The 12,021-nt window shown below is 43.9% G+C and carries 10 protein-coding genes; 5 read left to right on the top strand and 5 right to left on the bottom strand.

The window, feature by feature from the left end:
- Window positions 1-13 precede the first annotated feature (13 nt).
- Entirely contained in the window at window positions 14-1,735 is a 1,722-nt protein-coding gene (locus tag AZ602_RS06945) for a DUF262 domain-containing protein (RefSeq protein ID WP_103034312.1), read from the top strand.
- Window position 1,736: 1 nt separating this feature from the next.
- A complete protein-coding gene (locus AZ602_RS06940; protein ID WP_103034311.1) occupies window positions 1,737-3,959 on the top strand; it encodes a DUF262 domain-containing protein in 2,223 nt (740 codons plus the stop codon).
- A gap of 43 nt (window positions 3,960-4,002) precedes the next feature.
- Here the strand turns inward: AZ602_RS06940 and AZ602_RS06935 are convergent, their stop codons facing one another.
- Complete coding sequence (locus AZ602_RS06935; protein ID WP_103034310.1) at window positions 4,003-4,896, bottom strand: hypothetical protein; 894 nt, start codon at window positions 4,894-4,896, stop codon at window positions 4,003-4,005.
- A 256-nt stretch (window positions 4,897-5,152) separates the two neighbouring features.
- Here AZ602_RS06935 and AZ602_RS06930 point away from each other — a divergent pair, with 256 nt between their 5' ends.
- The 3 genes from AZ602_RS06930 (at window position 5,153) to AZ602_RS06920 (ending at window position 7,089) form a co-directional block, all read left to right on the top strand.
- Window positions 5,153-5,851, top strand: a complete 699-nt coding sequence (locus AZ602_RS06930) for a VIT family protein (RefSeq protein ID WP_103034309.1) — start codon at window positions 5,153-5,155, stop codon at window positions 5,849-5,851.
- Window positions 5,852-6,030: 179 nt separating this feature from the next.
- Entirely contained in the window at window positions 6,031-6,723 is a 693-nt protein-coding gene (locus tag AZ602_RS06925) for an AzlC family ABC transporter permease (protein WP_103034308.1), read from the top strand.
- Between the two features lie 9 nt (window positions 6,724-6,732).
- A complete protein-coding gene (locus AZ602_RS06920; protein ID WP_103034307.1) occupies window positions 6,733-7,089 on the top strand; it encodes an AzlD domain-containing protein in 357 nt (118 codons plus the stop codon).
- A 191-nt stretch (window positions 7,090-7,280) separates the two neighbouring features.
- Here AZ602_RS06920 and AZ602_RS06915 read toward each other — a convergent pair whose 3' ends face one another.
- From AZ602_RS06915 to nuoM, 4 genes are all read right to left on the bottom strand, one after another.
- A complete protein-coding gene (locus tag AZ602_RS06915; RefSeq protein WP_103034306.1) occupies window positions 7,281-7,913 on the bottom strand; it encodes a nicotinamidase in 633 nt (210 codons plus the stop codon).
- 11 nt (window positions 7,914-7,924) lie between these two features.
- The gene (locus AZ602_RS06910; RefSeq protein ID WP_103034305.1) at window positions 7,925-8,728 is read right to left on the bottom strand and encodes a ferredoxin--NADP reductase; all 804 of its coding nucleotides are present in this window, start codon (window positions 8,726-8,728) and stop codon (window positions 7,925-7,927) included.
- A 96-nt stretch (window positions 8,729-8,824) separates the two neighbouring features.
- Window positions 8,825-10,303: an NADH-quinone oxidoreductase subunit N gene (locus AZ602_RS06905; protein ID WP_103034304.1), complete on the bottom strand. Its 1,479-nt coding sequence runs from the start codon at window positions 10,301-10,303 to the stop codon at window positions 8,825-8,827.
- Between the two features lie 2 nt (window positions 10,304-10,305).
- The gene (nuoM, locus tag AZ602_RS06900) at window positions 10,306-12,021 is read right to left on the bottom strand and encodes an NADH-quinone oxidoreductase subunit M (protein ID WP_103034303.1); all 1,716 of its coding nucleotides are present in this window, start codon (window positions 12,019-12,021) and stop codon (window positions 10,306-10,308) included.

Below are 12,021 nucleotides of genomic sequence, written 5' to 3'. Positions count from 1 at the left end.
AAGGAAGACGCTTATGACAATACCAGACAATATCATCAGCTTTAAAACCATCGAATCTCTGAATGAATACAGCTTTCACATTCCATCATATCAGCGTGGCTATCGATGGACAAAGCAGGAGGTTGAGGATTTACTAAATGATATCAACAGCTTTCAAGGCTCATGGTATTGCCTGCAACCGCTCATTATCAAACAAATCAAATGTGCAGATAATAGCTATGAAGTCATAGACGGACAGCAACGACTGACGACCATTTATCTTATTCTTAAATGTTTGGAATGGAGTAAATCATTTCAATTAAGCTACGAACATAAAGATTTAAAAGATGTCTTTGAGAAGCTACACCCAAATTTAGACAAATCCTTTGATGATGACATTGATGCATACTTTATTAGTAATGCTTATCTGACTATCAAACAATGGTTTGATGCAAACAAAAATAGCCCTAATTTTACAGATAATCTACTAAATAAAACCAAAGTCATCTGGTATGAAGTCAGGGATACTGACGATCCCAGAGAGATTTTTACACGGATTAATAGCGGCAAAATTACACTGACTGATGCTGAATTGATTAAAGCTCTATTTCTAAAACAATCCAATTTTCAAAAAACGACTCAGCCCAGCCAATTGACCATTGCGAGTCAATGGGATACCATTCAACATAAACTGCATGATGATCGGTTTTGGTATTTTTTGACCAATGATGATAAAAATCCAGATGCTTCACGCATGGCACTGATATTAAGCTTGGCACTGAATAAGGACGAATCAGAGCCAAAGAATCACAATTTTGATTTATTTGATCGCTACTACAAGAACGCCGATCCAATCAAGCAGTGGCAAGCCGTGCAAGACACCTTTGATATCCTAACAGAATGGTATGATGACACCAAACTATATCATCGGGTCGGCTATTTAACGACTAACTCAAGCGAAAAACTCAGTGCTTTACTTAATAAATATAAGATATGCAAGACAAAAAGCGAATTTCAAAACTATCTCGACAATGAAATAAAAAATGATCTCAGGCTCTCGAAAGAAGACTTGGATACGTTGGAATACCATGTGAATGATACCAAGATTCGCAAAGTCTTATTGTTACACAATGTAGAAACTTTGGCGCAATCGGGCGATCCGACTATACGCTTTGCTTTTGATCGCTATAAAAAAGAGCGTTGGGACATTGAGCACATTCATGCCATCGCCGATGTTGGCGAGCGCAGTATCAAAAAATCTGATCGCAAGCGATGGTATGATGATAATAAGTCGTTTGCACCAGCTGAATATACAGACGAATTCATAGCGTTTTGCAATAAATTAGGCCAGCAATTTGATGGGCAATTACTTGATCCAACCAATGAGCAGTTTCTCAATCTAAGCGATAAGCAGTTTGCCGAACTGAAAGATGAGCAGTTTGCCGAATTAATGTCGTTCGTGCTGGGCAAAACTGACAATCATCTTAGAAATCTTTGTCTATTAGATCAAGGCACTAACCGATCTTACAAAAATGACAGTTTCGGTGCCAAACGCCAAAAACTAATTGAGCGAGAATCAGGCAATGATCAAGTAGCGAACGGCAACAATCGCCAATTTATCTTGTATGCGACACGCAATATTTTTATGAAATATTATTCAAAGACCGCCACAAACCTGTCACAATGGGAATCACAGGACCGTGCCGATTATTTAGAAGAAATCAAGCAAAGAATTAAACTTTATTTAGAGAACTAGAATGGATAATGACGGTAAACTGATTAGTTTTTGGGATCTGATTAATAAAAACCAAGTGGTAGTTCCAATCATTCAGCGTGACTACGCTCAAGGCCGTACCGATCCCAAAAGCACGGCAATTCGTGAATTATTTTTAGAAAAAATAAAAGATACGCTCACCAATAATAGGTCTGAACTTAAGCTTGATTTTATTTATGGTCAAGTCACCGATGGCGTATTTGAACCGCTTGATGGGCAACAACGCCTAACGACACTGTTTTTATTACATTGGTATTTGGCAGTCAAAGATGGCCTAACTGATGAGCGTCAAAAGCTGTCAAATTTTAGTTATCATACGCGTGAAAGCGCCCGCTTATTTTGTGAGCGATTGGTTAGGTCTTATAACCCATCGGATGATCGCCATGTGCCATCAGAACAAATCATAAATCAAACTTGGTTTGTCCATGCTTGGCTACAAGATCCGACCGTCTGCGGCATGCTCATCATGATTGATGCCATCCACGAGACCTTTAAAGGCACCAACGCCGCATTTAAAGATCTACATCGTATCAAGTTTTATAAGCTTGATATGCGAAACTACGGCGCAACTGATGATCTGTATATCAAAATGAATGCGCGCGGCAAGCCATTGACCAACTTTGAAAATCTCAAAGCAAGTCTTAGTCAGTTTTTGTACAGTAATAATGAATTTAAATTGGCTGAAGAGTTAATGGAAAACATCGATAACAAGTGGTCAAAAGAGCTGTTTTGGAAGTATAAACATGATGATATGACCTTCGATGATTTTGCCTACAATTTATTTCGTCTGATTTTTATCTGTGAAGCCCTACTAAAATTATATTCAAAAAATGACGATACTGCCAAAACTGCCAAAACAATCATTGATGCTTATCTATATACAGATATGCTTAAGCAAAAGATGATTACAGTGGACGCCATCAGAGTATTACAAAATGCCATCAATGGGTTGTCAAACACATCCATATTGCAGATTTTGGCTAATGATGTCATCCGTCATTTTTATGGTCATTCAAGTGATTTTAAAGATTTAGTGAATCAAACTAAAATCAGTTATGCCCAGCTACTGAGATTTTTTGCCATTTATAAAATAGCGACACACAATGACGACCAAGAATTAATGCATCAAAAACTGCGTATCACCCGCAATCTCATCAACGATATCGCAGAATACAATTTAAACGATGCTAGCGATCTGATTAAAGCATTGTGCAGTTTAAATAAATTTATTAATGAATGTAATTCGCTGAATTCTGATAATACGTTATCAATGTTCGATCAAAGCCCTTTTCAAGACATTGTATTAGATAAAGAAAAGCTAAAATTATCACTGATATTGAAGGATAAAAACTGGAAAAACCCGATCTACGAAGCAGAAAACCACCCTTATTTTAAAGGGCAAATTGGGATGATTTTAGAATTGGCACACAATGACAATACTGATGAGATCAAAGCATTTGAACACTATTATAAAATTTTGGCTATGATGTTTAATGAAGATGGTCTCAACCAAAAGATCACAGGTCAAGAATTTTTGATCGAAAGAGCATTGCTCGCCTTTGGCAAGAATGGCGATATTGATGAACAATATTTATTGCCAGAAGGCCATAATCACAGCTTCTTAGAAGCCAACGGCCGTGATAACAGCTGGAAGCGATTGATGCGGGGTGATAGAAAAAAACAGTATCAACTGTTCATCGACTTTATTAACTGTAATTTTGGTTATGGTAAGTTTAAGCCAAGTATTGACAATCCAAAAAAAGAGCTTAATAAGCAGATCGATGAGTTCTTAGCAGATCAGCATAATCTGCAGGATTGGCGATATTATATGATCAAATTTCCAGACATAATCGCAAGATGCAAAAAACGATACATTCGCTGGATCGATTCACATCATATCCTGCTACTTGGTGCACGCCAAACCAATGGTTATCACGATGAATATTATTCTTACGCACAATATCTGACATGGAAAGAAAGCGATCCAACATACCATCCATCATACCATTGTAGCAACTCTATCGATGACTGGAAATATATCGAGATCAATGGGTATAACATTGCCTATGACCATGACATTGGCAAATTTGTAAAAATTCCCGACCCAGAGAAGAAAAAAATTGAACAATTTGACTGCAACGAATACAAAACCTTTCTATCACATGGCTTTATTCGGACACCACCTAAGCCTAAAGCCGAACCTTAACACTGTCTGTGCAGTCAATCCCCAGTTTAAGCTGGGGATAATTTTATTCAAACAATGATGTCAGTATAGAAGGCTCAAAACTCATCGCAATGGCGATTTGATTATCCGGCAAAGCAAGCTGATATTCATAACTTGGTGCAAAATCATGCCAAAATGACTTGTGCGGATGATGAATAATCAAACCCACGCTGGTATCAAACATCAACGCATCTTTTTTGGCGATCGCTGATGGCTTGAGTGTCGCCACGAGCATATAGACATCCGACCCGATACCATAAATATCGCCTTGATTGATGATGGCAAGCTGTTTGATGTCGTCTTGATTGATTCCCCAATCTGCAACATAGACTGGGTGCTGTATGGATTCAGGTGGCGGGATGCGAGTGATGCTTTTGAGCGTATAGCCGTCTGTTGGGACATACTCAGACAGCACGAACTGTAAGTTTTGATGCGTGGATAATAGCAGTGGATCAGGCAAGCTAAGCACAAACTCATCACCATCGATTGGCACATACAAGCTCAATGTACCATATACTTTCGAAAAAGATTCATCCACGATAGAAAGATGTGCACTGCCTCGATCTGATTTTAGTGCTTGCTGGGTGGCTTTTTCTTGGCGTATGGCTGCTTGAGGGGTGACTTTGATGAATGCTGACAAAAATCCCAATTCATTCACACCCAACTCAGAGCTGATAATATCCTGCTGAGTAAATACTGGCTCTTTGGCAAAATAATGCTCATCTACCATCACCTGACCGCCCCCTGTTTGCCAAGTAAGCATCCGCTTTTGGTAGTGCGATCGATCTACCTGTGCCACATCCTCCATCTGCCACGCTACAGGTGCCAAATCAAATATTGCCTTTGATAGCAAAATGTCATTGGCTGATGCACATAAGGGCAAGATGGTCAGCATCCATGCCATGAATTTTTTAAACATATCAAACTTCCACCAATCCAATTATCATAATTAAAGACTGTATTATTTCATAAAAAATAATACTTTGGCAACATCTGCCACCATGGCTTGATATACGCTACATATTTACTAAGCAACGCCAAGCAACCGATTTGAGCCACCTATACACACAGACCTGTTGCCTCATGACTTTTTGATGCAGATAAACTGCTTTATATGCACTTAACACAGTGATATGCTATACTAAGATAATATAAAATCAAACACGGATCATCACATGAGAAGCATCCATCCCGAACCTCATTTTAGCAATCGCAACAACTGGCTGCGCGCCACAGTGTTGGGCGCCAATGATGGGCTGATCAGCACCGCAAGCCTACTGATGGGTGTTGCCGCTGCAGGCAGCAGTGAACAGACGCTGATCTTGACTGGTGTGGCATCACTCATCGCTGGTGCCATCAGTATGGCAGCTGGTGAATATGTCTCCGTGTCATCGCAGGCAGACACCGAAAAGGCCGATCTTGCCAAAGAAGCATATGAGCTGATGCACAACCCTGACAATGAGCTAAAAGAACTGACCCAAATTTATCAGTCCAGAGGTCTGGATGCCGATCTTGCCGCCAAAGTCGCTGAAGCCCTGACCAAACACGATGCACTACAAGCGCATGCACGCGATGAGATCGGACTAAATGAGGATCTGTCTGCCAATCCCCTTCAAGCCGCACTGGCATCAGCTGCATCATTTGTGATGGGTGCGATCTTGCCACTGTTGTGCGTTTATGTGACACCTCAGCCGATGCGCATCACGGCCTTATGGATCGCGACATTGGTAGGACTGGCGCTGCTAGGCATGCTCTCAGCTCATCTGGGCGGTGCCAATAAGATGCTTGCGATGGCTCGCGTGGTGATTTGGGGTGTTGTTGCTCTGGCTGCGACCAGTTTGATTGGGCATTTTTTTGGCATTCAGACTGCTTAGTCAAAGGCAGCAGCTTGAGACTGGGCGCCTATTTATCATGATAACACCAAACCGCCCAGCGTAATTTCTTCATACTTTCAGCTAATGTCGATGGCCATCCCACAACCGCCATCACCTTTGATAAATATTGCTAATTTATTAAACTTGGTTATAATAGTGATTTTTATCGATTTACCATTATGAGCCAGTCCAATCAACAAGCACTACGCCAAGGCTGTCAAGCCGCCCTACCCATCGCGCTAGGCTATATCCCTGTGGCGATCGCTTTTGGTATGGCGACGACGGCGGCAGGATTTCCCACTTGGGTGATTGTGGCGATGAGTTTGTTTATTTATGCAGGGGCTAGTCAGTTTTTGTTATTCGCCTCCATCATGAGCGGTGCGAGCGTGACGGCAGTGGTCGGACTGTGCGCCCTGCTCGACTCTCGGCATCTGTTATATGCCCCACTGATGAAACGCCATCTCAAATCCAGTGATGGCATGATTTGGATTGCGCCACTGATTACCGATGAGGTCTTTGCCACAGCGATGGCAAAGCTCAAAGACATCGACAACCAAAAGCCATGGCTGATCGGGCTTGCCCTCGTCTCATGGGTCTCATGGTGGGGCGGGACAATTGCTGGGATTTATGGCGGCAAACTGCTGGCTGATTATCCGACGATGAGTGCGGTGATGAATTTTGCGTTTGTGGCGTTATTCGTCTCGCTCTCGACGCACGCTTTTATCAGTGAGCCGCGCTTTCGTATTGCATTGATTGTCTCAGCGGTGATTACCATCCTCTACACACAGTATGGTCATGGTGAAATTGCGCTACTGGTGGCGGGCTTTTCAGGTGTGCTTGTGCAATTAGCCATCAATCGCATCAGACGATAAGAGGTAGCCATGTTTAGCCAAGCTAATTTTTCGACTTTGGTAATTGCTGTGGTGGCGATGGCGTTTTTGACCGCCTTGTCTCGTGCGTTGCCGTTTTTATTACCTGATAATTCGCCCATCATTCGTTTTTTTACCGCCGAAAATTCGCCCTTAGCACCTCTTGGCGGTGCGATCATCGTTGCGATGACGATGGTACTGATGTTGCCGTTTTTTGAGGCGCCGACTGAGTATAGCCCGATGATTGCCACCATCTGCGGTATCATCGCCACCATCCTTGCCACCGCTCGCGGCATCAACACTGGCATGAGTGTGATTATCGGAATGATGGGGTTTTTGGTTGGTGGGATGATTCACGGTTTGCTGTAGGCTATTTGCCATAAGATTAATCAGCCGATGACCAATGCTTAAGCTATAGTACAGACGATCAAAGAGCCATCAACATCAATCCATCACAAAAAACAACCGACAGCTTGCTTGATTTTATTTTTTTCATTTTTATTAATATCTAATTAATCAAATATCGATTAAGCCTTCTATTTGATCGCCTTATAGAGCGCTTAATCTTGTGCAAATTTACTAAAATCCAGCACCACATCCATCGCTTGCATATCATCGATGGCAGCTTGTAGTGAGCCATCTTGGTCAATGGCAGCGGTCGCATCCATCAGTACCGTGCAGTGATAGCCAAGATTGGCGGCATCCATCGCTGTCCACGCCACACAAAAATCGGTGGCAATCCCCACCACATAGACCGTATCGATGCCACGCTGTTTTAGATAGCCATCCAGCCCTGTCATGGTGCCATCAGCTTCCATAAAACCCGAATAGCTATCCACTTGCCAATGATGACCCTTACGGATGATCAACTGTGCGTGTGGAATGTCCAAATCGGGATGAAAATTGGCATCATCCGTACCTTGAATACAGTGGTCAGGCCACAGAATCTGCTCGCCATACTTGAGCACGATGGTGTCAAATGGCTGCTTATCAGCATGATTAGAAGCAAATGAGATATGATTGGCAGGGTGATAATCTTGAGTCATCACCACGTGCTCAAATTGTTTGGCAAGCTGATTAATGATCGGCACGACGCGTTCGGCATTGTTTACCGCAAGATTGCCTGTGATAAAGCCATTTTGGACATCGACCACAATCAGTGCTGTGGTGGCTTGATTAATATTTTTCATCATTTTTCATCCATTTACCAATAATTCTCAACAGCGATATTGCCCACGCCGCGTCGATTCATCGTCAAGCCCTTGGCTTTGAGTGCTTCTTTGGTGTCATCAACCATTGCAGGATTGCCGCAAAGCATCACATGGCTATCAGCGTCCAATGCTATGCCTGCCGCTCGTTCAAGCCCCCCTTGTTCAATCAGCGTCGGAATACGAGCCTGCAAACAGCCATCAACCGCTTCACGAGTCACAATGGGAATATACCTAAAATTCACCGTCTGCTCGCTCATCGCACCGAAAGTCTCACCAAGTTCTCGGATTTTATCTTGGTAAGCCAATTCATGGCTTGTGCGAGCACTATACACCAAGATGATGTTTTGGTAATTTTCCCAAGTATATAAATCCTGCAACATAGATAGAAACGGAGCAAGCCCCGTCCCAGTGGATAATAGCCACAGTGTCTTGGGTGCTGGTTCTTGATAGCGAGATAAAGTCAAAAAGCCAAACGGCGTGGGATTGAGCCATAGCGTGTCATTGGCTTGTAGATGCTGAAGCTGTGAAGTAAACGCCCCGTCTGGCACGACCACCGAGAAAAATTCAAGCACCTCATCATACGGCGATGATGCGACCGAATATGCCCGAAAAATCCGCTCATCAGGCACACTTTTGCCTTGATTGGCACTAAGCTCGCTTGGATTTATGCCCAGTCGCACAAACTGCCCTGCCTCAAAGCGAAAACCCTCAGGGCGTGTCGTGGTAAAGCTAAATAAAGTATCCGACCAAACGGTCTTTGAAAGCACGGTCAGTGCGATGGCTTTTTCGTCGCTCATAGGCTGTCATTCATTATTTAAAAAAATACAATATACCAAAGCCATCCAAACAAAACAAGCACCAATCACGGTGCTTGTTTCAAATCAGATTGGCGATTAGCGAATCACCGCAAGTCCTGCCAATTGCATCATGCCCTCTGGCAAGACACCAAAGATCAAGACCAAAGCAGTCACAATCATCACCATCACACCACCTGCTTTGACACCCCAATGCTGGTGTGCATCAAATTCAAGGTTGGTTTTTGGTTTTTGGTATAGATTGACCAATACTCGCAGATAGTAGTACAAGCCGATGGCACTGCCAAGGATGATCATCCCAGCCGCCCAAAAACGCATTCCCTGCACAGCAGCAAAGAAGATGGTGAATTTGGTGATAAAGCCTGCGGTCAATGGGATACCCGCCAATGACAATAGCATCACGGTCAAGACTGCAGTCAAGACAGGACGACGCCAGAACAGACCTTGATAAAATCTCAGCTCGTCCGCCTCGCCACTGATTGATGTATGACCACGCTCACGATATGGACTAGACATCAAAGCAATTACACCAAAGGCGCCAATCGATGTCAGTGCGTACACTGCCATGTACAGACTCACCAAACCTGTGCCACCACCTTGCACCGCAAGCAATGCAATCAGTGCATAGCCGATATGGGCAATCGATGAATATGCCAACATGCGCTTAAGATTGTCTTGACGAATGGCAAGTAAGTTACCAATCACGATGGATGCTACGATGATCACTGTTAAGATCATCTCGGATAATGGCGTAATGACCACATGGCTGCCGATTAAGAATCTGAGCGCCAATGCCATCATGGCAACTTTACTAACACTTGCCAAGAATGCCGCCACTGGTGATGGTGCGCCCTCATAGACATCAGACACCCACGCATGAAACGGTGCTGCCGACAGCTTAAAGGCAATCGATACCACCATCATCACCGCACCAACAGCGAATAAGCTGCTCACTTCACTGCTAAGCATTGCTCTTGCCAAGTCATCAAAATACAGCGTACCAGTATCAGCAAAAATCAGTGCCATACCCATCAATAGCGTCGCTGATGCTGCTGCCGATAGTACCAGGTATTTTAGACCAGCTTCAAGCGAACGAGCACGCAAGAACGTATAGGCAAGCATCCCATACATCGGCACAGACAACAGCTCAAGACTCATAAAGAATGCCGCCAAATGCTCGGCACCTGTCATCAACATCGCACCCAAAGTTGAAATCAGCATCAACAGATACAGCTCATCTTTATTATCTTTGAGTGTCTCAAAATAACCATAAGACAGCGTACAGCACGCCAATGACGCAATCAAAATCACGCCCATATTAAATTTGGCAAAGCCATCAAACATGAACAACTCACCCAGTGTACCGCCTGATGGTATCAGACCCATCGCCTGTGCCAATAAAGCAAGTAAAGCAATGTTCAGACCAACGACACTGATGGTCGCCGTCCAAAAATGTGAGCGTTTCATAGCGATGGCGAACATTACCACCAAGGCTGTCAGCGCCACCACAACCATCGGCAGTAATGACGAAACAGATGCGAAAATCATATGATCCATAATTACTCTCCGTGTGTGTGGTTGTGACCATGATGACCATGGTGTCCGTGTTCATGCTTGGCATCATGTCCGACACCATGCAGATGATTGGCGTGCTCTTGCATAAAGTCACCCATATTACCATCAATCAGGCGTACACCATGCTCGGTATCACCCGCTTTGACATCATAGGTATAAGCTTGTGAGATCCACTGCATTGAGCTTTGTGATTTATCCAGTACTGGCTGTGGATATAGACCAAGCCATACTAGACCAGCACCCAAAGTCACGAGCAGTAGCAGTTCTCGCTTGCCAAGGTCTTTGAGCTTACCGCCATTTTGTTTGACCAGTGCAGCGGTGGTATTTTTGCCAAAGAACGCTTGATAAATCATAATCAGCGAGTACAGACCTGCTAGCACAAGGCTCACAGTCGCCAAGATGGTGGCAATCGGATGCAATTCAAATGCACCAAGCAAAATCAAAATCTCACCGATAAAGTTACCCGTACCCGGAATACCCAGCAAGGCTGCACTAAAGAACATCAATAGTGGTGCAAAGTAGCGGAACTGACCCCACATACCGCCCATCAAGGTCAAATCACGCGTATGCAGACGCTCATACAGCTGACCTGCCATGATAAATAGTGCTGCACTTGACAGACCATGTGCGATCATCTGCACCATCAAGCCTTGTAGTGATACCAAAGTACCAGCATAGATCGCCAGCACCACAAAGCCCATGTGTGAGATACTGGTATAGGCAAGCAGTCGTTTGACATCGCTTTGGGCAAATGCCAAGAACGCACCATAGAATACGCCAATCATACCAAGTACAATCGCAATCGGTGCAAATTCAGCAGATGCCGTTGGGAATAATGGCAAGACAAAGCGTAATAAACCAAATGCCGCTGTCTTAATCAAGATACCTGCCAAGTCCACAGAACCTGCGGTCGGTGCTTGGGCGTGTGCTTCAGGTAGCCAGCCGTGCAGTGGGAAAATTGGCAACTTCACCGCAAAGCCGATAAAGAAGCACAGCATGATGATGTATTCCCAACCGCCAAGATTTAGACCCAAAAGATCGTGATAATCAAAGCTTAGCACCCCAGTTTGGCTAAAATGAATGATGACCAGTAGCAAGATACCAATCAGCATAATCAGGCCAGATGCTTGGGTATAAATAAAGAACTTGGTGGCAGCGTATTCTTTGGTGCGACCGCCTGTGGCATTATGACCCCACAACGCAATCAAAAAATAAATTGGCAATAGCATCAATTCCCAAAAGAAGAAGAATAAGAATAAGTCAATTGCCAAAAAGACACCAATGACGCCACCCAAGCTCCATAGTAGATTTAGGTGGAAAAAGCCCACACGGCGCTGAATTTCGCCCCATGAACAACCAACTGCCATGATGCCCAAAAATGCCGTCAAAGCAATCATCAATAGCGATAGGCCATCCATCGCCAAGTGGAATTTGATGCCAAAGGTTGGAATCCACGGTAGGATAAACTGCGCTGCCCAAGGTAGGTTATTTTTATCGACCGCCCCTTCGGTTGCAAGCAAGGTATTCATACCGCCTTGCTGCCATAGCACCAAAGTCAGGCCAAAGGTAATCACCATGCCAATCAGTGCAATCCACCGTGGCAAGCGATCATCCACTTTCTCAATCAGCCAGCACAATAAACCTGCAATAAACGGAATTGCAATCAATGCTGGCAGTATCCAATTTTGTTCTAATGCCAT

Source organism: Moraxella sp. RCAD0137 (assembly GCF_002894025.1).
Classification (GTDB): domain Bacteria; phylum Pseudomonadota; class Gammaproteobacteria; order Pseudomonadales; family Moraxellaceae; genus Moraxella; species Moraxella porci.
Note: the sequence above shows the minus strand (reverse complement) of the source record. Positions and strands in the feature narration are given on the sequence as shown.